A 21,754-nucleotide genomic window follows, 5' to 3' on the forward strand; every position below is an offset into this window, starting at 1 on the left:
GGCCGATACCGGCACATTACAAGGTTGGAGCCGGACAATTTTATGTCATGTGGAAAGTGAGCAGAAGCTTCTGACCGGCATGGCGGGCTGTCAGTTGAACAGCCCTTGCAGAAGGGCGCGCTTCTTTCGCTCAATTGTTGGGGTTTCCCCTCCCGCACCCGGTGTTTCGCCAAGCGCGGCATTTTCCTGCAGCCGTTTCTTTTCCTGAGCGGGATCAACGACCGTGCCAAATGGCGGCTGTTCCTGCCAGAACATGATTTTCTCCAGGAGCGTCGCGTCATTTTCGGCAAGGACCGCGGTTTCCGTATTGACGATCTCCCGAATGGCCGGGTCCGCATTTTCCGCCCCGGCCTGACGGAGCAGGGCAAGTTCGCCAGTGGAAACGCCTGCGGCAACGGCTTCCGAATGGGTGACCGGCGTCGTATTCTGCCCACCGCCAAGCAGCGCCGCCTTTGCGCTGTTTTCAGCGAGAATGTCCTGCGGTCCCTTCTGGCCGGGAGCGGGCGGACGTAGTGAGAAGTCCGGCGGAATGATCAGCGGCGCTTTGGTGATGACTGTAAATTCATCCGGCGCTTTCTTGCCGCCGATACCCAACGCCTGCTTCGTCCCTTCGCATCCTGTCAATGCAAANGNGATAAGCAGAATAAAACCGGTTAGCAAGCTGCCGTGACGCATTTTCTTCAAGCCTTCCCTCATGACGATATTTTATCCGACTTGCGNCCGTGAAACAAGTTTTCAAGCAACAGCACGATGACACCGATAACAATTGCCATNTCNGCNACATTAAATGCCGGCCAGCGCATGAAAATCAGATCAAAATCAAAAAAGTCGGCGACAGCTCCCAGCCGGACNCGGTCGATGATATTGCCGATTGCCCCGCCGAGCACCAGCCCCAGACCNACAGCCAACAGCCGGTTTGTGGCTTTTTTAAGCCAGAGGAACATAAAGACGGAAATGGCCGCCGTCACCGCAACCAGAATCCAGCGCATGTCATTNTCGGCAAACAGGCCAAANCTGACNCCCCGGTTCCAGACCATGACGATGTTGAAAAAGGATGTCACCTCGATCCCGCCGGGATAGCGCTGCATCAGATCAATCAGATATACNTTGCTGAGCTGATCGACTGATAGGATGATCGCCGCTATGACAAGNCCGAGGCGCATCATCATTTTACGCCTCAACCTGTATCGGTAGGTTGCTCACCACATCGGCGCAGCGATGACAAAGATCGTCATATTTCTCGTGNGTTCCGACCTCATCGAGAATTTTCCAGCAGCGCTGACATTTCTCGCCTTCCGCAAGAGCGGGGNCGACGGCAACCCCCTTCACATCTTCCAGCGTGAAAGCNCCTTCCGGCGCCGGATCCGTTGANAGATGAANGCCGGAGGTGATGCAGAGATCGGCGAGNTCGAGCCCGTTGAGGANAGGAATATATTCNTCGCTGATATAAACCGTCGGNGCNGCCTGAAGGCTNGCGCCGATCCGCTTNTCCCGTCGTTCAACCTCCAGTGCGCCCGTCACNACNCGNCGNAAGCTGCGCACCTTGGACCAGCGCNCNTGNAAGGCNGGANTACGCCATTCCGNCGGNATTTCNGGAAANAGNCGCAGATGAACACTGCTGTCCTCTCCNGGAAAACGGGTCAGCCAGGTTTCCTCCGCCGTNAAGACNAGCATCGGCGCAAGCCACGCCGTCAGNCANTGGAACAGATGATCAAGNACGGTGCGTGCCGCCCGGCGGCGGATGTCCATTGCGCCATCGCAATACAGAACATCTTTGCGGATATCNAAATANAAGGCCGACANTTCCAGCGTGCANAAGTTATGNATNGCNGTNAANACACGGCTGAACTCAAACCGGTTGCAATTTTCCCGGATCANCGCGTCAAGCTCCGACAGCCGGTGCAGCACCCAGCGNTCCAGCTCNGGCATNTCGTCAANNGTNANNCGNTCNGCTTCNTCCCANCCNTCCAGATTNCCGAGGATANAGCGCAGCGTNTTNCGCAGGCGGCGATAGCTGTCCACCTGCCCTTTGACGATTTCATCGCCAATACGCATATCTTCCGAATAATCGGAGGCGACGACCCAGAGNCGCAGGATATCCGCGCCATTCTGTTCGATNANNTTNTGCGGCGCGACCACATTGCCGAGGGATTTCGACATCTTNCGCCCCTGCCCGTCCATGACGAACCCATGGGTCAGAACGGCCTCATACGGCGCNCGGCCNCGGGTGCCGCAGGATTCCAGCAGCGAGGAATGGAACCAGCCGCGATGCTGGTCCGTCCCTTCGAGATAGAGNGANGCCGGCCATTGCAGTTCGGGGCGCGCCTCCAGCGTGAAGGCGTGCGTGCTGCCGGAATCAAACCAGACATCGAGAATGTCCATGGCCATGTCANAGTCATCNGGATTGTATTTTTCCCCGAGGAAGCGCGCGGCGGGTGATTCGAACCAGGCGTCGGAACCCTCCTCCTCCATGATATCGGCGATNCGTTTGTTCACGTCNTCATCACGCANCAANTCNCCNNNTTCCTTATGTGTGAAAACGGTGATCGGCACGCCCCATGCCCGCTGACGGGACAGCACCCAATCGGGGCGGTTCGCGATCATCGCATGGATGCGATTGCGGCCCGACGCGGGATACCATTTCGTCTCGTCGATGGCCTTCAGCGCCTTCGCCCGCAGATCGTTCGTCTCCATGGAGATGAACCACTGGCTTGTATTGCGGAAGATCAGCGGCGCCTTTGAGCGCCAGGAGTGCGGATAGGAATGCACCAGCTTGCCCCGTTTGAGCAGAGCCCCAACCTTCTGCAATTCATCCGCAACGCCTTCGTTACATTTATAGACATGCTGACCGGCAAAGATCGGCACATGGGCATAGAAGGTCCCGTCCTCATCCACGGTATGCGGCACCTCAAGACCATGTGCGAGGCCAACCTCATAGTCCTCCTGCCCGTGGCCCGGCGCGGTATGGACAAATCCCGTACCGGCCTCCACCGTCACATGATCGCCATCGACAAGCGGCACGTCGAAATCATAGCCATGGCCGTGGAACGGATGCCGGCAGATAACGCCCTTGAATGCATCGCCCTTGCCGCGCCAGACGATCTCCGCCTCCGTGATCCCGGCTTCCTTCTTCACCTCGTCCAGAAGTTCCGCCGCAACGAACAGGGTCTCGCCCGCGACCGCCAGCGATCCCTCACTCACATCGGTCACCCGGATGCCGACATACTCCATTTCCGGGCCATAAGCGATGGCGCGGTTGCCAGGCATTGTCCAAGGCGTCGTCGTCCAGATAACAATGGCGCCGCCCATGAATTCCTCTGGTCCGGATTTGACCGGGAACCGGACATGGATGGTGGTTGACGTGTGGTCATGATATTCAAGCTCGGCTTCCGCCAGCGCCGTCTTTTCAACGGGCGACCACATGACCGGCTTCGACCCGCGATAAAGGCCGCCATTCATCAGGAATTTCAGCAGTTCCCGAACGATCTGCGCTTCGGCATCGAAGCTCATGGTCGTATAGGGGCGCTCCCAGTCGCCGATCACGCCAAGGCGCTTGAATTCCTCTTTCTGCACGCCGACCCAGTGGGCGGCAAAATCGCGGCATTCCTTGCGGAATTCCACAATCGGCACCGTATCCTTATCCTTGCCTGCGGCCCGGTATTTCTCTTCGATCTTCCATTCAATCGGCAACCCGTGACAGTCCCAGCCGGGCACATAATGCGCATTCTTGCCCATCATCTGCTGCGACCGGCTGATGACGTCCTTCAGGATCTTGTTCATGGCATGGCCGATATGCAGGTTGCCATTCGCGTAAGGGGGGCCATCATGAAGAATGAATTTTTCGCGGTCTTTCGATTGTTCCCGCTGAAGGCGGAACAAATCCATTTCCTCCCAGCGATCCAGCAGTCCCGGCTCTTTCGCCGGCAGGCCAGCCTTCATGGGGAAATCGGTACGGGGTAGAAAAATTGTCGATTTATAGTCAGTGCTCATCGCAGCGAACTGATCCTAACAGTAACTTGAATGGTGATGATTGACCGGCGGGAGATCGCCAGATTTCCGGGGCTTTTCCCTGATCATCAGGTACAAACCTCTCATACCCGGCCTTATTCGATAAAGGCCGGGCCGCTAATTCGACCGCCAATGACGAGGCATTCCGGAAAACCGGTATCGCAAACCCAGAATTTATTCATGGCAGGTGTTTTATCAACTCCCCCAACCTCTGTCGAGAAATCATGCGGCCATCCCGCAAAAAACTGCCTAATTGGGGACTTTCTTGTCAGCGTAACGCGTTTGCGCATTTTCAGGGCGCGCGAGAATGTCCCGCGCTTTGTCGGCATCCTTTACGATCTGCGCTGTCAGCTCCTCGATGCCATTGAATTTCATCTCGGGACGGATGTAATCGACAAAGGCAACCCGCAGGCTCTGGCCGTAGAGGTCTCCTGTCCAATCGAGCAAATGTACTTCAAGCAGGACATCCTGTTTATCAAACGTCGGCCGCATACCGAAATTGGCAACCCCGTCGATCCAGTCCACATGCGATCCGTGATGCAGGCCGATACGGACGGCATACACACCCAGCTTGGGATAGTGATAGCCGACAAGCGGGATATTGGCGGTCGGGAAGCCAATAGTGCGCCCGCGTTTGTCACCACCGACGACAGGGCCTTCCACTTCCCACCAGTGCCCCAGCAACGTCGCAGCTTTTCTTGGCTCTCCCGCTTTCAGGCATTCTCGTATTGCCGTTGACGAGAAGATCACCGTCTCCTCTCCGACCGGCTCAACCACCGTTACTCCGAACCCGTATTTCCGGGCCAGCTCCGCCAGGACAACGGTCGTTCCCTGCCGTTTATGCCCGAATATGAAATCATAGCCGACCACCACATGAACAACACCATATCCTTCGACAAGAACATCCCGGACAAATTCTTCCGCCGATTTCTGCGAAAATTCCCGATCAAACGTCAATGCCGCCATAACGTCAACGCCAAGCCATTTGAGATGCGCGGCCTTTGTTTCCATTGTGGACAGGCGAAAGGGCGGCGCGTCCGGCGCGAAAAACTCCCGCGAATGCGGCTCGAAGGTCATGACACCGGACGGAACCTTGAGGCGGGCCGCAATTTTCTGCGCCTCACCGATGACCGCCTGATGACCGCGATGAACCCCGTCGAAATTTCCAATGGCCAGAACCAGCCCCCGGCAGCCTTGCGGCACATCGTGATAATCTCGCACTATCTGCATCACTTTAAATCCGTCTCTTCCGGTCCCCTTACGGACGCCGGGATACCATCAAAGTCGCCTCGCCATCCAGCACAACCGTCTCTCCGATGGTGCAGGCGCAGTCAAAAGTCACTTTCTTGCCCGAGATCTCCCTCAGCGATACGCTGGCAACCACCGTGTCGCCGATGCAGACCGGCGCCTTGAAATTCAGGCTCTGGTTCATATAAATCGCCCCGGGTCCGGGAAGCTTGGTGCCGAACACGGTCGATAATAGTCCGGCAGACAGCATGCCATGGGCGATCCGCTCCTTGAAAATTGTCTTTTCGGCAAACTCCGCATTCAGATGCACCGGATTTGTATCCCCGGAAACTCCTGCATAAAGAAGGATATCCGCCTCGGTTATGGTCTTGGCATAGACCGCTGTCATACCGACTTTGAGGTCTTCCAGGAAATATCCGTGCAATTCTTCATATACTGACATTGTTATCCTGTTCTTTCTATCGGGAATCGGCCGGGTTATATAGAAGGAAAAACCGCCTCTCCGCAAGGGCTGCGGCGAAAATCAATCACCATGAATCATCTCCTGTCCTTTCCTTTTGCCAAAACATCGGTGGATTAACCATTTTTTCAACTTCACCCGCTACCTTGCGGGTTCGTTTCCATATATTTCGCATCCCGCGAGTGCGGGGTGTCAAGAATTGACAAGAGGGTTTCCATGGCTGTTGATATGAATATGCCGATTTTGATCGTCGACGATTACAAAACCATGCTGAGGATCATTCGCAACCTCCTCAAGCAGCTCGGCTTCAATGTTGTTGACGAAGCCGCCGACGGATCAGCTGCGCTGACCAAGATGCGCACCAAGAAATACGGCCTTGTCATCTCCGACTGGAACATGGAACCGATGACCGGTTACCAGCTTCTGAAAGAAGTGCGCGCCGATGATACCCTGAAGGCAACGCCTTTCATCATGATCACGGCCGAATCCAAAACGGATAACGTGATTGCCGCAAAACAGGCCGGTGTTAACAACTACATCGTGAAGCCGTTCAATGCGGCGACACTGAAATCGAAAATCACAGCGGTCCTGGGTGATTTCTAATGTCTGATGCGGAGGAAATCCTTCGTCTGAGGCGGCAGATTGCGACGCTTCATCAGGATTGTCAGGACCTCGCCAATTTCATTATGGCGGCGCGGTCCGAAATCGCACAAATCAGGCCCAATGATCTGAAGCAGGAGAAACTCCCGCGCGCCGGAAAGGAGCTCGACGCAATTGTCGAGGCGACGGAAGCGGCCACAAACCAGATCATGAGCGCGACCGAAATGATCATGTCCGCCCGTGTCACCGAGCCGGATGTGGTCAATGACGCCTGCATGGCGATTTTCGAGGCCTGCTCCTTTCAGGATATTACGGGCCAGCGGATCAGCAAAGTGGTTTCCACACTCAACTATATTGAGGAATATCTCGCCCGGCTGACCAAGGCGTGGGGGCATCATATTGACAATAATACCGCCCCTGGCACCGAAAATGCCGATACGCCAAATGATGAGGCCGCCCTGCTGAACGGACCGGCGCTGGATGGCGAAGGGGTGAATCAAGAGGAAATTGACTCGCTTTTCGACATCGAAACGCCCGCCACGGAGGACGCCAAGGCAACCGAAAAAAAGAAGACGGATGCCGACGCGGACCGCAGCAAGGCGCAGGATGAGATCGACGCTCTTTTCGACTGAGTGACCGGATGCCCGGCGCACGCCGACCGGTCTACCAGATCATATGGCCCGTCACGTAACGTGGTGAAAAGGCGTACTCGCCAACGACAGAGGCCACTTGCGCCGCACTCGGCAATGCGCCCCCCTGAAGGCCCCATTCATCCGCGTGAATGCCGCCGCTTACCAGGATACTGTCGATCCCGGCGCTGGCGGCGCCCTTGATATCGGTCCGCATGCTGTCCCCGACGGCAAGGATACGCGCGGGGTCACTGATCGCGAGCCGGGCCATAGCCTGCCGATACACTTCCGGATAGGGTTTCCCGAACAGCACAACCCGTCCGCCCATCTCCGCATAAAGCGCCGCTATCGCCCCGGCGCAGTAGATGGAGGCATCCCCGCGCATGACGGTCAGATCGGGATTGGCGCAGAGCATCGGCAGATCATGGGACAGCGCTTTACTCAGAAGATTGCGATAATCCTCCGGCGTTTCCGTCTCGTCATTGGTCAGACCCGTACAAATCAGGAAATCCGCTGCGGGCACATCAAAAACACGGGCATACTCAAGTCCGTCTTCCAGCCCCTTATCGCGGCTGGCGCCAATCTGGTAGAAGGCCTTGCCCCTATCCTTCAGGAACGGATGATCACGCGTTTCCAGCGCCTGACGTGTCAGATCGCCAGAAGTCAGGATATGATCATACCGGTCGCGGGCAACGCCCAGCCCTTCCAGAAAGCTGATCACAAAATTATTGGTACGCGGCGCGTTCGAGACGAGAATGATCTGCCGCCCCCCCTCCCGGAGCCGCGCCATACAATCCAGCGCGCCGGGATAGGGCTGCTTGCCATTATGCACCACCCCCCACAGATCGAGAATGAAGGCATCATAATCCGATGCGACGGCCTGAAGGCCGGGGATAATCGTGAAAGTCATTTGAAAAACCTGTTAGTTGACGGATTGCGGCGGGCGCGGCACCCCGAAGAGATACCCCTGTCCGAACCCGACTTCAACATCAAGCAGGCCGATAACGGTATCCTCATCCTCCACCATGCTGGCAATCAGCTCTATATTCTCGCGGTGGAGGGCTTCCCGCAGATCATCGGGATGAATATCCATGGGCAGGCCGGGCCGCCCGGGTAATAATTCAACCGCCGCGACCTTGAGATAGCGGAAGTTCCGCTTGCCGAGCACCGCAAAATCGAAATCCAGCCGATGCACATGATCAACCGAAAAGGTGAACCCCATCCGCGCCAGTGTTTTAAGGCCCGTCTCGACTACATCGGAGGCATTTTCGATATCTTCCTGCGCAAATTCCAGAATCAGGCTTTCCGCCAGATCCCGGTTTTCATCAAGAAATTCGATAAACTGGCGGAAAAACGCCGTATCATTCAGCGTCCGCGCCGATACATTGACGAAAAAGCCGATATCCACGTTGCGCTGACGCACCCGGCGGATAAGCTGCACGCAACGGATCAGCAACAGGTTGTCAATGGTACTGATCAGCCCCGTGTTTTCGGCCACCTTGAGATATTGGCCGGGCGTGATAACTTCGCCCCGCGGGCCACGAATGCGCGAAAAGGCCTCATAGAACAATGTCCGCCGCTGCGGCAGCCGGACAATCGGTTGCAGATAAAGATCGACTTTGTTTTCCTGAAGACCCGCGCGGACGATTTCGAGAATTTCATCGTCAAGCGGCTGGACCGGTTCCGTATCATCATCCGCTACGTCTTCATCCGCCACCGTCTGTTCGGCGATTTCCTCATTCTCGGAAAGAACAATTTCCTCTTCTTCCCCGGCAGCTTGGGAGGTCGCGTCTTCTGGCTGCTTTTCATTCGATAGCTGCCTCAGAAGACGGCGGAGTATCTGCATTTCGGAGGCGAAGCTTTCAATATTGCCATCCTTGCCCGCCAGCTTGCCCAGGATATTGTCAAAACGGTCCAGACCGGATTCGGCCATGTCGAGATCACTGCGCATTTTCAACAGATCCCGTTGGAACCGGGCCCGCTCCACATGCCGCATGATAAAATCATGCACCAGCGCGCACAGCAGGAAGAACACGCCACCCGCCCAGTATCCAATGATGGGATCAAGCCCCGCCACATACTGGGGCGCCTGCACCGCAATAACGACAGCCGTCAGCGCATAGGCGATAATGATAATGCCATGATAGAGCACGCGAGCCCTTCCCCCTTCCGTTATAGGCGCCAGTTTAGTCAAATTTTCCGAATAGGGAAGTTAATCCGGGCAGGAATTTGATAAACGCCGTATTCGCCCCCCTCATGATCTTGCTATAGTTGAGCAGCAATAACATAAAAAGGGAGGGTTAAGCGATGGCGCGGCTACAGGGAAAGGTCACGGTTATCACGGGCGGAACCAGCGGGATCGGCCTCAGGACGGTCGAGATATTTGCGAATGAGGGCGCGACTGTCGTCTTCTCCGGCCGCCGGGAAACAGAAGGCAGAAAAATTGCTGAAAAACTTGGAGACGCGGTGCATTTCGTCCGTGCGGATGCCAGTGTGGAGGCGGATATGCAATCGCTGATCCTTGGCACCGCCGAGAAATTTGGCCGTCTCGACTGCCTTTTCAACAATGCAGGCGGTCCAGCACCGGTCGGCAGCATTGAAACGGTTGATTTCGAAAAAGCCATGGCGGCGATGCGGCTGCTGTTCGGCGGGGTCCTGCTCGGCATCAAGCATGCCGCCCCCATTATGAAGAAACAGGGTTTCGGCAGTATCATCAACAATGGCAGCATCGCGGGCCATCTGGCGGGTTATTCCACATCAATGGTGTATTCCAGCGCCAAGGCCGCCGTTCTGCAACTGACCCGCAGCGCGGCCATGGAACTCGGGGAGAGCAATGTCCGGGTCAACAGCATCTCGCCCGGCGCCATTGCGACCGGCATATTTGGCAAGGCGCTCGGTCTGACCGGGCAGGCGGCAGAGGATACGGCGGAAATCGCCGGGGAGGTTCTTGCGAAGGCGCAGCCGATCCAGCGCGCCGGCCTCCCCGATGATATTGCAAAAGCCGCATTGTTTCTGGCGTCGGATGACTCTACCTTTATTAATGCCGCCGATATTCTGGTGGATGGTGGCATGATCGGCGGGCGTCACTGGACAGCCCATCAGGAAAGTGTCAAGGGATTGGGGAAAGCCTTTAGCGGGTGAGGGGGGGGCGGAAAGCTCAGCTTTCCTCCAGCCGTCCAATGGCAAGGAACTTGCGCCGCCGCTCTTCACGGAGCTCACCCGGCTCCTTTTTGGCGAGATCGGTCAGTTCTTCCTCGATGGCATCGCCGAGCGCTTTGATGGCCGCCGGGACATCGCGCTGGGCACCACCAACCGGCTCATCGACGATCCGGTCGATTACCTTCAATTTCAGAAGGTCCTGCGCCGTGATGCGCATGGCGGTGGCCGCCTCCTGCGCCTTGTCGCGAGTTTTCCAGAGGATGGCTGCGCAGCCTTCCGGTGAGATAACCGAATAGACCGCATGGGCAAACATCAACACTCGATTGGCGCTGGCCAGTGCAACGGCGCCGCCGGAACCGCCCTCCCCGACGATGGAGGCGATCATCGGCACCCGGACATCGAGGCATACCTCGATTGAGCGTGCAATGGCTTCGGCCTGTCCGCGTTCTTCCGCCCCGATACCGGGATAGGCGCCGGAGGTGTCGATAAATGTCAGGATGGGAATGCCGAAATGGTCGGCCATCTGCATCAGGCGTTGCGCCTTGCGATATCCTTCGGGACGGGCCATGCCGAAATTATGGCGCAGGCGCGTTTCCGTATCCTTGCCCTTTTCGGTGCCGATCACAACAACGCTGCGGCCGCGGAAACGGCCAAGGCCGCCGATAATCGCCTTGTCATCGGCGAAGGCGCGATCGCCTGCAAGCGGTGTGAAGTCGTCAATGAGCCGGGCGGTGATGTCGTTGAGTTTCGGCCTGTCCACATGGCGGGCTACTTGCGTTTTCTGCCACGGCGTCAGCTTTGCATAGGTCTGTTCAAGCTGTTGCAGGGCTTTCTGGCGGAGTTTGGCAATATCCTCTTTGATCTCAATATCGCTGCCATCCTCAAGCCCTTCCAGCTCGCGGATTTTGCCTTCCAGATCAGCAATCGGCTTCTCAAAATCAAGGAAATTATTCATAAACCGTCCAGACTCCACACATCATCAATGGACTGATTAATAAATTGACGGAACGGCTACGTCAATGAACCGTTCCGCCAGACATTAAAATTGTGACATCCGTATGAACGGATTACTTTTTGGTCCGCGCCGCAATAATATCGGCCTGGGTGACGAGCGCTTCCGCCTGTTTGATGGAGGCAATGTCGATCAGACCGCCATCCAGCGCAACGGCACCGGCGCCTTCTTTCTGCGCCTTTTCCATGGCTTCAAGGATACGGCGGGCCTTGGCGATTTCCTTCTCCGCCGGAGTGAAGATGTCATTGGCGAGCGGGATCTGTTTCGGATGGATCGCCCACTTGCCTTCACAGCCGAGAATGGCCGCCCGGTTACCGTGGGCAATGTAGCCGTCCGGATCGGAGAAGTCGCCGAACGGGCCATCGATCGGACGCAAGCCATTGGCGCGGGCGGCCACCACCATGCGGGCGATGGCATAATGCCACATGTCGCCCCAGTGGAAATCGCGGGAGCCATCTTCAGCCGGGTCGGTGAGAACGCCGTAAAGCGGGTTCGGCCCGCCGATGGAGGTTGTCCGCGCCTTGGTTGAGGCCGCATAATCGGCCACGCCGAAATGCAGGCTTTCGTTGCGCTTGCTGGCCGCCGCAATCTCATGGATATTCTGCATGCCGAGCGCGGTTTCGATGATAAGCTCGAAGCCGACCTTCTTCTTGCGGCCGATGGCCGTTTCAATCTGTGTCGCCAGCATATCGAGGGCATAAACATCGGACGCTGTGCCGACCTTGGGGATCATGATCAGGTCCAGACGCTCACCGCCCTTTTCCAGAATCTCGATCACATCGCGATACATAAAATGCGTATCCAGACCATTGATGCGGACCGACATCACCTTGTCACCCCAATCGATGTCATGCAGCGCCTCGATGATATTCTGGCGCGCCTTCGGCTTGTCGTTCGGCGCAACAGCATCCTCCAGATCAAGGAAAATGACATCCGCATCGGATTTTGCGGCTTTTTCGAACATATGCGGGCTGGAGCCGGGAACGGCAAGTTCACAACGGTTGAGGCGCGAAACGCTGGGTTCCGGAACAGTAAAGCTCATGTCGGTCACACTTTCTTGGTTTGTTGTAGTCGGATTGGGTGGAAATTGCGGCAGGCGGGAGGGAGAGTCAAGTATTCCCCTGATAATTTTGCATCAGGCCAGCGGATGATGGGTCGAGACGATCTCCATCAGGCGCTTTTGCAGAACATGGGTATAGATCTGGGTTGTTGAAATATCCGCATGGCCCAGCATCTTTTGCAGGGAGCGAAGGTCTGCCCCGTTGGCCAGCAGATGGCTTGCAAAGGCATGGCGCAGCACATGGGGCGAAACCTTGGCCGGATCGATACCGCTTCGGATCGCCAGATCTTTTAGAAGCTGGCCAAGCCGCTGGCGGGTAAGATGCCCCTGCCCGCCGCGCGACGGGAACAGCCATTTTGAATGCTGCCCCTCCGGACAGAAACCATCCCGCATGGCCAGATAGTCTTCCAATGCCTGCTTCGATGTCCGGTTGACGGGAACCAGCCGTTCCTTATTTCCCTTGCCGCGCACCATCAGAAAGCGGTCCTGATCGCGCAGTGCCGGAAACGGCAGGGTCACCAGTTCGGACACCCGCAGACCGGTGGCATAAAGCAGTTGCAGCAGCGCATGGAGCCTCTTTTCTTCCGCCGTTTCCCCTATTGCCGCCGTCAGCAGGCGATCCACCTCCTCTTCGCTGAGATATTTCGGCAGCCGCCGCCCGGCCCGCGGGCTGTCAATATTGAGGGAAGGATCATCACGGCGGATATCCTCCGCCAGCAGATAGGCGAAAAGCTGGCGGAGCGCGCTCAGGCGGCGCGCCTGTGTCGTCGCCTTAAGGCCAAGATCATCCAGAAACTTGAGATACGCCTGAATATCCGCCGGGCCCGCCGTATTGAGAGTGGTTCCGCGCCGGGCAATAAAATCCGTAAAATCAGTCAAGTCCCGGCGATAGGCAGCCAGGGTATTTTCCGCCGCCCCCCGTTCTGTCAGCAGCATCTCCAGAAATGCTTCCAGATAAGGCGCGGACATGTCAGAGATTCCGGGAGACAGCCGCCTCCAGCGCAAGCCGGCGCGCTTCCGCCTCAAGACCAATGGAACGAAGCGCGGCAAGAACATTGACGAGGGTATGGGTCGAGGTCATGGCCGGTCCGTCCTCCCCCAGCGCCGCGAGAGCCAGCGCAATGGTCTCTCCTACTCGATCCGCCGCCGCTGCAACCTGAAGATTCTTTTCAATTACAATATTCGATGTGCTGAGCCGGGGCGCCTGCCCGGCCTCAAGGACATCTCGCCACAGTGTTTCGGGTACACTCTCGCCGAGAGCCTCAAGGATGCCGAGATAGAGCCCGGCATTTTCATTCTGGACACCCCCGTCCGGCTGGCTGAAATCGCCCGCCTCGAATGTCGCGGCATTCCAGCGCGCAATCCCCGGAATTCCCGAGATCAGCATATAGGCATTGGCGCGGGCGATGCGGATGCGCGCGGCCTCACGGGTGGCATAATCACCCTTCAGAGACCCGCGCCGGATCATCCGCTCCCAAGCAGTGGCATTCTGCTGTTCGCCGGTAAGAAGTGAGACGCGAAGCGCATTGATCGCAAACTCCTCATCCTCATCGGACGGCGAGACCATCAGAAACGGCGGAACGGCAAGCCGGGCCGCCGCCAGATAGCTGCCATCGCGATCCCCGGCCGCCCAAAGCTCACTGACGATGCGCCTTCTTTCGGCTTCCGGTGTGGTGCTTGTCATTTCCCGGTAGAGTGCGGCCATATGACCCAGCTCGCCTGCCGTGTCGCCATTCTCGCGGAAAGCCCCCTCCCGGATCAGGCGGCGCGGCAGCTCTGCCGGAACGCTGCCAACCCCGAAGGATCTGTAGGCCGCCGGAAAGCGCTCATCGAGCTTTGCCGTTTCATCCTGCGCCAACGCCCAGAGAAAAGCATAGCCGGCATTTTCAATAACCGAGTAGGACAACTCGATCCCCGCCTGCTTCATCATGGCAATATGCAGCGGCGTCAACGCCTGATCATTTTCCGGCAACCGGGCTGCACCGCCCGCCAGGCGATCAAACAGCGCGAGGAACATCGGATCCTCACCGGCGGCTTCGTCGAGCAGGTTGAGGCCAATCTCCGCGCGGGCCAGATTGCCCGCCTGCAAATTGCAGAAAATATCAACCCGCGTCCAGAAACCGTCGGCTGTCTCGCTCTGCCGCCCACTGATTCGCTGGCAGGCCGCCTCTGCCGCGCCGCGCAGCAGATCAATCTCAACGGCGACCCGTTCAAGCGATGGCGTCATCTCGGAGGCCGGAATCCGGGCGATCAACTCTGCCGCATCGGTGACGAGCCCCGCATCCAGCAACCGGTTGAGACGCAGCGCCAGCAGCGCCGTCGGATCCTCCAGCCCTTGTGGAATGACCGCCGCCGTCAGTAGCAGCCGACGGAACAGCTGCTGCATTTCCGGCGAGGCGGCGGAAACCGGCAACTGACGCAACAGCGATACAATCTGTGCGGGAGCCGTCCCTTGCCAGATCCGCGGGCCGAAACCGCCATTGGCTTCCGTCAGGATGCCGATTGATCCAGGATCAATGCCGCCAAGGGACTGGATGACAACCGCCCCTTTCACGCCCGGACCCTCAATCACGTTTTTTTGATCTGGTTCCCGCTGCGTCTGCGGCGGCGCGCTATCCTTTGCCCGTTCATCCGTGGTTTGGCCCAGCGGCGGCACCAGACTGAGAGGCTTACCCTGCGCCCAGACAGTGGCAGAAGACATCAACAGCCCCCCCGCCAGCAGCGGAACGGCCAACAGCAAGCTGCTGTTATTTCGGAAACTGGTCATTCGGAATAACCTTTTCGACCTGTACCGACGGCGCCGGGATGTCCCAGGCGGAGAGAAAAACACCGCCACCAATGACAAGCGCGGCGAATAGAAAAAGCAGGAAAAGGGCAAATTTGGACATTGTCGATCACTGTATCCGGATACGCATCACCAAAAATTGGGGCTTGTTGGGCAAAACTGTTGCTATTAAAAGCGCTAAGCTGCGATTATGTTAAAAATCAGGCTTTATTGATTAGCACGGTTCGGCAAATTACATCAATAACCTTCGGGAAAAGTTATTGTGATCCATGTCCCGGCGCAGGGTCGTGCGCACGTTGTTGAAAAGTGACAGAATGAAAAGCAAACCAGAGGCCGAAGACGGCGTTGCCGCTGCGGCTGTTGATTATGGAAACCGGACCATTGTACTGGTCGGATTGATGGGAGCGGGGAAAAGCTCAGTCGGGCGGCGCCTTGCCGCTGCGCTCAATCTGCCGTTCCGCGATGCCGACACGGAAATTGAAACGGCATCGAACATGACCATTCCGGATTTTTTTGAATTGCATGGCGAAGCCGCCTTTCGCGAGGGCGAGCGGAAAGTGATCGCCCGCCTGCTGGAGGAGCCGCGTCATGTTCTCGCCACCGGCGGCGGGGCATTTATGGATCCGGAAACCCGCAGGCTGATCGCTGAAAAGGGCTGTGCAATCTGGTTGCGCGCTGATCTCGATGTCATTTATAAACGCTGCATGAAACGCAATAACAGGCCGCTTTTGAAGAGCGGCAATCCAAGAGAAACCCTGCAACGGCTGATGAATGAACGCTATCCGGTTTATGCCGAAGCGGATATCATCGTTGACAGCGGCGACGGCCCCCATGAAATCGTCGTGGACAAGATTATTTCGGCGCTCGCGACGAGCGCGTCGGAGGGCCACCTCCATGAAAATGCAGGAAACGAATGACATCCCCTTCCTCAAGCGCCGACCCGGCCCTATCTCGCGTTCCCGTCTCTCTCGGCGATCGTTCCTATGATATTCTGATCGGGGGCGGCCTTGTCGGCACGGCCGATACCCATATCAAGGGGCTGCTACGCAATCCCCGGGTGGCCATTATCACCGATGAAACGGTCGCGGAGCGGCATTTGCAGCTTCTTAAAAATGCACTGGACCGCGCCGCAATTGACAGCCGGAGTTTTGTTTTTCCGCCCGGCGAAGGCAGTAAGAGCATCGCCACCTATGCCGAGTTGATGAATGATCTCCTCGATGCCCGCATCCAGCGTGACGAGGCGCTGATTGCGCTCGGTGGCGGAGTGATCGGCGACCTCACCGGCTTTGCGGCGGCGACGTTGCGCCGCGGCGTTGATTTTATCCAGATTCCGACGACTCTTCTCTCGCAGGTTGACAGTTCCGTCGGTGGTAAAACCGGCATCAATGCACCGCAGGGCAAGAACCTGATTGGCGCCTTCTATCAACCGCGCCTCGTTCTTGCGGATATCTCCATGCTGGGTACCCTGCCGAAACGGGAGCTGCTCGCCGGGTATGCGGAGGTGGTGAAATACGGTCTGCTTGGCGATCATAGCTTCTTCGAATGGCTGGAAGTGAATGGCCGCCGAGTAATTGACGGAGACGCCGCCGCGCGCATTTATGCTGTTGAACAAAGCGTCAAGGCCAAAGCCCGCATTGTGGCGGAGGATGAACGCGAAGGCGGCGTGCGGGCCCTGCTCAATCTCGGCCATACCTTCGGCCATGCACTGGAAGCAGAAAGCCGATATGGCCCCCATCTCAATCATGGCGAAGCGGTTGCCATTGGTATGATCATGGCGGCGGAGCTGTCGGCACGTCTTGGTCTGCTGAGCGGGCAGGAATGCAGGCGGATCCGCGCGCATTTCGAAGCAGTCGGCCTGCCGGTTTCCGTGCCCGCCATTCCGGGCATCGACTGGACAGCCGAAAAACTGCTCGCGCATATGCGTCAGGACAAGAAGATCAGCGGTGGCAAAATCACCCTGATCCTGATGAAAGGGATCGGCGCGGCCTTCAGCACCCGTGATATCGCGGAAAAGGATATACGCACCGTGCTGGAACAGGAGCTGCAACGTTAATGGACACGGGAACAGGAGACATGAACTTAGAGCTGATCTTGTTGTTACTGGCCATCTTTGTTCTGTTGATGCTATCGGCCTTTTTCTCCGCGTCAGAGACAGCGTTGACCGCCGCCTCACGGGCCCGTCTGCATCAAATGGCGCAGTCCGGCAATAAACGGGCAGGCATTGTCAATCTGCTACGCGATCAGCACACCAAACTGATCAGCGCCATTCTGCTGGGCAACAATCTCGTCAATATCCTGGCCTCCGCGCTCGCCACCAGCATCTTCATCACCCTGTTCGGCGATATCGGTGTCGCCTATGCCACCGTGGTCATGACCCTGCTCGTCCTCGTCTTTGCCGAGGTGATGCCGAAGACCGTTGCCCTGCGGCTCTCTATTCCGGTGGCTCTTTTCGTTGCGCCGCTGTTACGGCCGATTGTCTTCCTGCTCTCGCCGATAGTGGCCTCAGTCAACTATCTTGTTGACTCAGTCCTAACACTTATCGGTTTACGCAAAGATCATCACGATGCGGACCGGCTGAGCGATGCGGCCCAAGATGAGCTCCGCGGTGCCATTGATCTGCATTCCGAGGATGCGGGCATCATCATGCATGAGCGTTACATGCTAGATACCATTCTCGATATGGACGAGGTGGACCTCTCCGAAATCATGGTCCATCGCAAGAATGTGGAAATGGTCGACTGTTCCAAGCCGGTGCGGGAGATTATTGACCAGGTGCTCGGCAGCCCCTATACGCGCCTTCCGCTATGGAAAGAAAACACCGAAAATATCATCGGCATTATCCATGCAAAGGACCTGCTGCGGGCGCTTATCCCGATGGATGGTGATTATGATCGCCTGGATATCGAGGCGATTGCCGTCGAACCCTGGTTCGTGCCGGAGACAACGACGCTGCGCAACCAGCTTACTGCATTTCTAAACCGCAAAAGTCATTTCGCACTGGTCGTGGATGAATATGGCGCCCTGATGGGACTGGTCACCCTTGAAGATATTCTGGAGGAGATCGTCGGCGAGATTGAGGATGAGCATGACCTTGCTGCCAGTGATGTTCGCAGGACGAAAGAAGGCGGCATCATCACGCGCGGAGAGGTGACAATCCGCGACCTCAACCGCCAGTTCAACTGGGCCCTGCCGGATGAGGAAGCCGCCACGATCGCTGGCCTTGTCATTCATGAGGCGCAAATCATTCCGGATGTCGGACAGGCCTTCATGTTCCATGGGTATCGGTTCGAAGTCCTGAAGAAGGAACATAACCAGATTACCGAGCTCAAGGTTACGCCGGTCGAGAGCTAACCTGTCGATCAGGTCGAACCGCTGGGGGAGCGGGTGCGATGTATGAAATTCTGCTGAACATCATCGCGCCGGTCGTTATTGTCGCGGCAATTGGATATTTCTGGTCGAAAAGCGGCCGGGCGTTTCATGCGGAAACAGTGACAAGCATTGTCACGACGATCGGCTCTCCCATGCTGATTTTCTCGACGCTTGCCAATCTCGACATGGCACTTTCAAGTTTTCTCGAATTCGCCATGTATGCGGTTCTGGCGGCGACATCATTCGCTGTTATCGGCTTTGTCATCCTCTCTCTTTGCCGGTTGAACATCCGGGACTATCTGCCAGGGCTGATGTTTCCCAACGCCGGTAATATGGGGCTTCCCCTCTGTTATTTTGCTTTCGGGGATCCGGGCCTTGCCCTCGCCATTGCCGTTTTCACTGTATTTTCCACCTTGCAGTTCACTGTCGGTATCTGGTTTTCTTCGGGTTCCTCCTCGATCCGGCAGTTAATACGGACCCCCCATCTTTATGCCGTTGCATTGGCCATCGGGTCAAAGGCCCTTGGTATCGGCATTCCTGTCTGGATAATGAATGCAACGACCCTGCTCGGCAGCCTCACCATTCCGTTGATGCTGCTGGCGCTCGGCGTCAGTCTTGCCAGCTTGTCCGTCAATCATATCCGGCTTGCGACGGGTCTGTCGGTTCTACGTTTGGCAATGGGATTTACCGTTGGTTACGCCCTGGCCGCGATTTTCGGACTGGAAGGCGTCGCCCGCGGCGTACTCATCCTGGAATGCTGCATGCCCGTCGCCGTCTTTAACTATCTTTTCTCTCTCCGTTATGAACGGGCGCACACACATGTCGCGGGGATGGTGCTGATCTCGACATTGCTGTCTTTCCTCACCCTCCCCGTTCTGCTGCTGTATCTGCTTTAGAGAATTATGAATCGAGCCTGCGTTCCCGATCCAGATAGTGGCTGAGAATGGCGGAGCGAATACGGGACGTGCGGGAATGTTCCTTACGATGTGCGTCCCGGTTGGCGCGGCAGCAGAATTCATTGATTGATATACTTTCCTCTGCGCAGATATTCCTGAGCGCCACCCATTCAATCTGCTCCAGCCGGATACTGGTCCGGTGCAGCTCCCCCGAGGCGGGGTCGATAACTGAAATATTCCTGTTTACAAGAGTCTGGCTAGCTTGCGGCATGATATCCTCCTTGTATGCTCCTATAAGTTGCCATTTATAATATTGCACTCTCAAAAAGAGCATATAGGCATACAATTTCAGCAGTTCAACAACCCTTGGTTCATTATTGTAAAAATTTACAACCAAACTACTCCCGCGCCGTCAGGGAAAACGCGTGCACCTTGTCGGCAAGCTCTTCTGAAAGCACGTCATATACCGCTCGCTGGCGCGCGACGCGGGACATTCCCTTGAAGGCATCAGCAGCAATTTCGACCCGGAAATGGCTCTCTCCATCGGGGCGGGCGCCCGCATGGCCAATATGCAGATGCGATTCGTCCACGACAATCAGCTCTCTGGGTGAAAAAGCGTCAGTCAGCTTTCGTTCAATGGTTTTTGCAACGGACATGTCGAATTTCCTCTTGCGGATGGGCAGATGACCGGCAATGTTGCCCCCATGGCAGATTTTTGCAAGAGCAGACGGCCATTCCGATGACCGGCAGGCAATTTATCATCGCCGTCGCGTCCGGTTTCAGGCTGTTGCGCGGATGACGCCCGGCTGCGGCAAAAGCGCCCCGTCGATCCATCCGGACTTGCTAGCATGCAGCCGGATATCCATAATATGAGGATGTCACGAAAGCGGAAAATATCAGCGGACGATATCCTGTCCAGAGCAGCGCAGCGGCCATGCGCCCACACCGGCTGTCCAGAAGCCGGGGAATTCCGCGCACCCAAAACACGGCTGCTCGATCGGGGCCATCCGGATGATTACCAGTGGTTCTGTCTCGCCCATATTCGGGAGTTCAACAAGTCCTGGAACTTCTTTGACGGGATGAGCGATGAGGAAATTGTCAGCTACAAGGATCAGGATATTACCGGCCATCGCCCTACATGGAAGCTCGGCTCCCGCACGGCGACGCAGCGCAATGGTAATAGCTATGGCTATCACGACCCGTTCGGCTTCCGCGAGGAAATGGAGGGGGACGGCACAACAACCGACACCTCGCAGGCCCAAACGGCGGCGCCCGTTGATCCAAAGGAACGCGCCGCCTTCGCCACTCTCAATCTGGAGCCGGGCAGCAGCCTTGAACAGATAAAACGTCGCCACAAGGAACTGGCCAAGAAATACCATCCCGATATTCACGGGGGCGATAAAAAGGCGGAAGAAATACTAAAAAATATCAATCAGGCCTATACACACCTACGAAGTTGCGCTAACTCCTAGTTTCGCCCGTAAAAGAAAAACCACACTTTGTGACACGGAACTGTATTTATGAAGTCCTTAGAACTTGCCGGCGATGCTCCGGAATTGACAATTGATATGCCCGATACAACGGTTTCTGTTCGGGAAGTCTTTAAAATCGACAGCGACATGCAAGTCCCTGCCTACAGCGTAAAGACTGACCGCGTGCCGGATCTGGATCCGACATATGTTTTCGACCGCAACACAACGCTCGCCATTCTCGCCGGTTTTGCCTTCAACCGCCGCGTCATGGTGCAGGGCTATCATGGCACCGGCAAGTCCACCCATATCGAACAGGTGGCGGCGCGCCTCAACTGGCCGTGCGTCCGCATCAATCTTGACAGCCATATCTCGCGGATTGATCTGGTCGGCAAGGATGCCATTGTGCTGCGCGATGGCAAGCAGGTGACCGAATTTCGTGAAGGCATTCTGCCCTGGGCATTGCAGTCCCCGGTCGCAATCGTATTCGATGAATATGACGCCGGGCGGCCGGACGTGATGTTCGTGATCCAGCGGGTTCTGGAGGTTGAAGGCAAGCTCACCCTGCTCGACCAGAACCGGATCATCCGCCCGCATCCCGCCTTCCGCATGTTCGCCACCACCAATACGGTCGGCCTTGGCGATACTACAGGCCTCTATCACGGGACGCAGCAGCTCAACCAGGGCCAGATGGACCGCTGGAACATTGTCACGACCCTCAACTATCTGCCGGAGGATGTGGAGAATGAAATCGTTCTCGCCAAACTGCCGAGCTATGACAATGAACAGGGGCGCAAGACCATTCGCGCCATGATCGCCTGCGCCGAGCTCAGCCGCGCCGGTTTCATCGCCGGGGATATCTCCACCGTGATGAGCCCGCGAACGGTGATCACCTGGGCGCAGAATGCCGAGATTTTCGGCGATGTCGGCTTTGCCTTCCGCGTCACTTTCCTCAACAAATGTGACGAGATGGAACGTCCGCTCGTCGCCGAATATTACCAGCGCAGCTTCGGCGAGGAATTGCCGGAATCCGCCGCCAACATCGTTGCTTAAGGACCG

Annotated in this window: 23 protein-coding genes; 9 read left to right on the top strand and 14 right to left on the bottom strand. The window is 56.8% G+C overall.

The genetic code is table 11. The features are described 5' to 3' along the window. Nucleotides 1-90: 90 nt before the first annotated feature. From CMN55_RS05845 to CMN55_RS05865, 5 genes are all read right to left on the bottom strand, one after another. On the bottom strand, nt 91-696 hold the full coding sequence (locus CMN55_RS05845; protein WP_293948608.1) for a DUF3035 domain-containing protein: 606 nt from the start codon (nt 694-696) through the stop codon (nt 91-93). Beyond that, entirely contained in the window at nt 693-1,169 is a 477-nt protein-coding gene (gene lspA, locus CMN55_RS05850) for a signal peptidase II (protein ID WP_293948609.1), read from the bottom strand. The genes CMN55_RS05845 and lspA overlap by 4 nt, the downstream gene beginning before the upstream one ends. A 1-nt stretch (nt 1,170) precedes the next feature. After that, nucleotides 1,171-3,990, bottom strand: coding sequence for an isoleucine--tRNA ligase (gene ileS / locus CMN55_RS05855; RefSeq protein WP_293948610.1), 2,820 nt, complete (start codon nt 3,988-3,990; stop codon nt 1,171-1,173). Between the two features lie 267 nt (nt 3,991-4,257). After that, nucleotides 4,258-5,238: a bifunctional riboflavin kinase/FAD synthetase gene (locus CMN55_RS05860; protein ID WP_293948611.1), complete on the bottom strand. Its 981-nt coding sequence runs from the start codon at nt 5,236-5,238 to the stop codon at nt 4,258-4,260. Between the two features lie 28 nt (nt 5,239-5,266). Next, a complete protein-coding gene (locus tag CMN55_RS05865; protein ID WP_293948612.1) occupies nt 5,267-5,698 on the bottom strand; it encodes a MaoC family dehydratase in 432 nt (143 codons plus the stop codon). A 234-nt stretch (nt 5,699-5,932) separates the two neighbouring features. Here CMN55_RS05865 and CMN55_RS05870 point away from each other — a divergent pair, with 234 nt between their 5' ends. Together CMN55_RS05870 and CMN55_RS05875 are read left to right on the top strand one after the other, a co-directional pair. Continuing rightward, nucleotides 5,933-6,319 carry a response regulator gene (locus CMN55_RS05870; protein ID WP_293948613.1) on the top strand — a complete coding sequence of 129 codons (387 nt, stop codon included), beginning with the start codon at nt 5,933-5,935 and terminating at the stop codon, nt 6,317-6,319. Beyond that, a complete protein-coding gene (locus CMN55_RS05875; RefSeq protein ID WP_293948614.1) occupies nt 6,319-6,948 on the top strand; it encodes a protein phosphatase CheZ in 630 nt (209 codons plus the stop codon). The genes CMN55_RS05870 and CMN55_RS05875 overlap by 1 nt, the downstream gene beginning before the upstream one ends. A gap of 31 nt (nt 6,949-6,979) precedes the next feature. On the opposite strand, the gene CMN55_RS05880 is transcribed toward CMN55_RS05875, so the two are convergent. Both CMN55_RS05880 and CMN55_RS05885 read right to left on the bottom strand, forming a co-directional pair. Then, entirely contained in the window at nt 6,980-7,855 is an 876-nt protein-coding gene (locus CMN55_RS05880) for a TIGR01459 family HAD-type hydrolase (protein ID WP_293948615.1), read from the bottom strand. Nucleotides 7,856-7,867: 12 nt separating this feature from the next. Beyond that, complete coding sequence (locus CMN55_RS05885; protein ID WP_293948616.1) at nt 7,868-9,097, bottom strand: EAL domain-containing protein; 1,230 nt, start codon at nt 9,095-9,097, stop codon at nt 7,868-7,870. A gap of 155 nt (nt 9,098-9,252) precedes the next feature. Between CMN55_RS05885 and CMN55_RS05890 the strand changes: the two genes are divergently transcribed. Beyond that, nucleotides 9,253-10,086 (top strand): SDR family NAD(P)-dependent oxidoreductase, encoded by an 834-nt coding sequence (locus CMN55_RS05890; protein WP_293948617.1) that lies wholly within the window; start codon nt 9,253-9,255, stop codon nt 10,084-10,086. A 16-nt stretch (nt 10,087-10,102) separates the two neighbouring features. On the opposite strand, the gene CMN55_RS05895 is transcribed toward CMN55_RS05890, so the two are convergent. The 5 genes from CMN55_RS05895 to CMN55_RS05915 form a co-directional block, all read right to left on the bottom strand. Next, nucleotides 10,103-11,059 (bottom strand): acetyl-CoA carboxylase carboxyltransferase subunit alpha, encoded by a 957-nt coding sequence (locus tag CMN55_RS05895; protein ID WP_293948618.1) that lies wholly within the window; start codon nt 11,057-11,059, stop codon nt 10,103-10,105. 112 nt (nt 11,060-11,171) lie between these two features. Next, on the bottom strand, nt 11,172-12,158 hold the full coding sequence (locus tag CMN55_RS05900; protein WP_293948619.1) for an HpcH/HpaI aldolase/citrate lyase family protein: 987 nt from the start codon (nt 12,156-12,158) through the stop codon (nt 11,172-11,174). A gap of 93 nt (nt 12,159-12,251) precedes the next feature. Continuing rightward, nucleotides 12,252-13,145 (bottom strand): site-specific tyrosine recombinase XerD, encoded by an 894-nt coding sequence (xerD, locus tag CMN55_RS05905; RefSeq protein ID WP_293948620.1) that lies wholly within the window; start codon nt 13,143-13,145, stop codon nt 12,252-12,254. A gap of 1 nt (nt 13,146) precedes the next feature. Then, nucleotides 13,147-14,943 (bottom strand): hypothetical protein, encoded by a 1,797-nt coding sequence (locus tag CMN55_RS05910; RefSeq protein WP_293948621.1) that lies wholly within the window; start codon nt 14,941-14,943, stop codon nt 13,147-13,149. After that, nucleotides 14,924-15,064 (bottom strand): hypothetical protein, encoded by a 141-nt coding sequence (locus CMN55_RS05915; RefSeq protein ID WP_293948622.1) that lies wholly within the window; start codon nt 15,062-15,064, stop codon nt 14,924-14,926. The genes CMN55_RS05910 and CMN55_RS05915 overlap by 20 nt, the downstream gene beginning before the upstream one ends. 211 nt (nt 15,065-15,275) lie before the next feature. Between CMN55_RS05915 and CMN55_RS05920 the strand changes: the two genes are divergently transcribed. From CMN55_RS05920 to CMN55_RS05935, 4 genes are read left to right on the top strand one after another with little or no spacing between them, the layout of a single operon-like run. Then, nucleotides 15,276-15,878, top strand: a complete 603-nt coding sequence (locus CMN55_RS05920; RefSeq protein ID WP_293948623.1) for a shikimate kinase — start codon at nt 15,276-15,278, stop codon at nt 15,876-15,878. Then, entirely contained in the window at nt 15,875-17,014 is a 1,140-nt protein-coding gene (aroB, locus tag CMN55_RS05925) for a 3-dehydroquinate synthase (protein WP_293948624.1), read from the top strand. The genes CMN55_RS05920 and aroB overlap by 4 nt, the downstream gene beginning before the upstream one ends. 20 nt (nt 17,015-17,034) lie before the next feature. Then, a complete protein-coding gene (locus CMN55_RS05930) occupies nt 17,035-18,312 on the top strand; it encodes an HlyC/CorC family transporter (RefSeq protein ID WP_293948625.1) in 1,278 nt (425 codons plus the stop codon). Nucleotides 18,313-18,350: 38 nt separating this feature from the next. Continuing rightward, nucleotides 18,351-19,226: an AEC family transporter gene (locus tag CMN55_RS05935; protein ID WP_293948626.1), complete on the top strand. Its 876-nt coding sequence runs from the start codon at nt 18,351-18,353 to the stop codon at nt 19,224-19,226. A 4-nt stretch (nt 19,227-19,230) separates the two neighbouring features. Here the strand turns inward: CMN55_RS05935 and CMN55_RS05940 are convergent, their stop codons facing one another. Then, on the bottom strand, nt 19,231-19,497 hold the full coding sequence (locus tag CMN55_RS05940) for a ribbon-helix-helix domain-containing protein (RefSeq protein ID WP_293948627.1): 267 nt from the start codon (nt 19,495-19,497) through the stop codon (nt 19,231-19,233). Between the two features lie 127 nt (nt 19,498-19,624). Then, on the bottom strand, nt 19,625-19,882 hold the full coding sequence (locus tag CMN55_RS05945; protein ID WP_293948628.1) for a BolA family protein: 258 nt from the start codon (nt 19,880-19,882) through the stop codon (nt 19,625-19,627). 213 nt (nt 19,883-20,095) lie between these two features. Here CMN55_RS05945 and CMN55_RS05950 point away from each other — a divergent pair, with 213 nt between their 5' ends. Both CMN55_RS05950 and cobS read left to right on the top strand, forming a co-directional pair. Beyond that, nucleotides 20,096-20,698, top strand: coding sequence for a J domain-containing protein (locus CMN55_RS05950; RefSeq protein ID WP_293948629.1), 603 nt, complete (start codon nt 20,096-20,098; stop codon nt 20,696-20,698). A gap of 48 nt (nt 20,699-20,746) precedes the next feature. Then, nucleotides 20,747-21,748, top strand: a complete 1,002-nt coding sequence (gene cobS, locus CMN55_RS05955; RefSeq protein ID WP_293948630.1) for a cobaltochelatase subunit CobS — start codon at nt 20,747-20,749, stop codon at nt 21,746-21,748. The last annotated feature ends 6 nt before the right edge of the window (nt 21,749-21,754 follow it).

The organism is Sneathiella sp., from assembly GCF_002694385.1.
In the GTDB taxonomy this organism is placed as follows: Bacteria; Pseudomonadota; Alphaproteobacteria; order Sneathiellales; family Sneathiellaceae; genus Sneathiella.

Excerpts from the sequence above, each read along its gene's own strand:
- CMN55_RS05860 (WP_293948611.1), bottom strand. The coding sequence starts at position 5,238 with ATGCAGATAGTGCGAGATTATCACGATGTGCCGCAAGGCTGCCGGGGG.
- CMN55_RS05865 (WP_293948612.1), bottom strand. The coding sequence starts at position 5,698 with ATGTCAGTATATGAAGAATTGCACGGATATTTCCTGGAAGACCTCAAA.
- CMN55_RS05870 (WP_293948613.1), top strand. The coding sequence starts at position 5,933 with ATGGCTGTTGATATGAATATGCCGATTTTGATCGTCGACGATTACAAA.
- CMN55_RS05875 (WP_293948614.1), top strand. The coding sequence starts at position 6,319 with ATGTCTGATGCGGAGGAAATCCTTCGTCTGAGGCGGCAGATTGCGACG.
- CMN55_RS05880 (WP_293948615.1), bottom strand. The coding sequence starts at position 7,855 with ATGACTTTCACGATTATCCCCGGCCTTCAGGCCGTCGCATCGGATTAT.
- CMN55_RS05890 (WP_293948617.1), top strand. The coding sequence starts at position 9,253 with ATGGCGCGGCTACAGGGAAAGGTCACGGTTATCACGGGCGGAACCAGC.
- CMN55_RS05895 (WP_293948618.1), bottom strand. The coding sequence starts at position 11,059 with ATGAATAATTTCCTTGATTTTGAGAAGCCGATTGCTGATCTGGAAGGC.
- CMN55_RS05900 (WP_293948619.1), bottom strand. The coding sequence starts at position 12,158 with ATGAGCTTTACTGTTCCGGAACCCAGCGTTTCGCGCCTCAACCGTTGT.
- xerD (WP_293948620.1), bottom strand. The coding sequence starts at position 13,145 with ATGTCCGCGCCTTATCTGGAAGCATTTCTGGAGATGCTGCTGACAGAA.
- CMN55_RS05910 (WP_293948621.1), bottom strand. The coding sequence starts at position 14,943 with ATGACCAGTTTCCGAAATAACAGCAGCTTGCTGTTGGCCGTTCCGCTG.
- CMN55_RS05915 (WP_293948622.1), bottom strand. The coding sequence starts at position 15,064 with ATGTCCAAATTTGCCCTTTTCCTGCTTTTTCTATTCGCCGCGCTTGTC.
- CMN55_RS05920 (WP_293948623.1), top strand. The coding sequence starts at position 15,276 with ATGAAAAGCAAACCAGAGGCCGAAGACGGCGTTGCCGCTGCGGCTGTT.
- aroB (WP_293948624.1), top strand. The coding sequence starts at position 15,875 with ATGACATCCCCTTCCTCAAGCGCCGACCCGGCCCTATCTCGCGTTCCC.
- CMN55_RS05930 (WP_293948625.1), top strand. The coding sequence starts at position 17,035 with ATGAACTTAGAGCTGATCTTGTTGTTACTGGCCATCTTTGTTCTGTTG.
- CMN55_RS05935 (WP_293948626.1), top strand. The coding sequence starts at position 18,351 with ATGTATGAAATTCTGCTGAACATCATCGCGCCGGTCGTTATTGTCGCG.
- CMN55_RS05940 (WP_293948627.1), bottom strand. The coding sequence starts at position 19,497 with ATGCCGCAAGCTAGCCAGACTCTTGTAAACAGGAATATTTCAGTTATC.
- CMN55_RS05945 (WP_293948628.1), bottom strand. The coding sequence starts at position 19,882 with ATGTCCGTTGCAAAAACCATTGAACGAAAGCTGACTGACGCTTTTTCA.
- CMN55_RS05950 (WP_293948629.1), top strand. The coding sequence starts at position 20,096 with ATGAGGATGTCACGAAAGCGGAAAATATCAGCGGACGATATCCTGTCC.
- cobS (WP_293948630.1), top strand. The coding sequence starts at position 20,747 with ATGAAGTCCTTAGAACTTGCCGGCGATGCTCCGGAATTGACAATTGAT.